Annotated in this window: 1 protein-coding gene; it reads left to right on the top strand. The window is 36.1% G+C overall.

All coding sequences use genetic code 11. The features are described from left to right. The coding region (locus AAGV28_RS15405) for a SprB repeat-containing protein (RefSeq protein ID WP_373407641.1) at positions 1-700 on the top strand (700 nt) is incomplete at both ends.

Genomic DNA, 700 nt, shown 5'->3' on the forward strand with positions numbered 1-700 from the left:
TAATGGAAATAACGATGGTTCCTGTACTGCTACTACGCAAGTAACCATCACACAACCTGCTGCATCAATAAGTGCAACAGCAATAATAACAAACAATAATAATTGTGTTGGTTGCAGCAATGGAGCAATAAACATTACCCCACAAGGTGGTACTGCACCTTATTCATTTATATGGTCAAATGGAGCTATAACCGAAGATATTATCTTATTGCCTAAAGGAAAATATGATGTAGAAATAAAAGATGTTAACGGATGTACTACAAATTACAGCTACTTTATTAATGAATCTGGTATCTCTATTACTAAAGATGGTACTTATGTAGATAAAAACAATGATGGTATTACCAACATTGGTGATGTAGTATCATACAAATTTGTTATTACTAATACTGGAAACGTGACTTTAACTAACGTAACAGTATCGGATAACAATGCTATTGTAACTGGTGGACCTATTGCAACTCTTGCTCCTGGAGCTTCGGATACAACTACTTTTACTGCTATTCATACCATCACTTTAGAGGATATCAATGCAGGAATCGTATACAACTTGGCTACAGCTACAGCAAAAGATCCGAAAGACAGTCCGGTAACGGCAACTTCTACGGATCCTACGCCTTGTACTAATTGCCCTAAAGACCCAGAATGTAATGATTGTACAATTACAGAATTGAATCAAACACCAAGCATCGTTTTAGTG

This window comes from Flavobacterium zubiriense (genome assembly GCF_041729725.1).
Taxonomy (GTDB): domain Bacteria; phylum Bacteroidota; class Bacteroidia; order Flavobacteriales; family Flavobacteriaceae; genus Flavobacterium; species Flavobacterium zubiriense.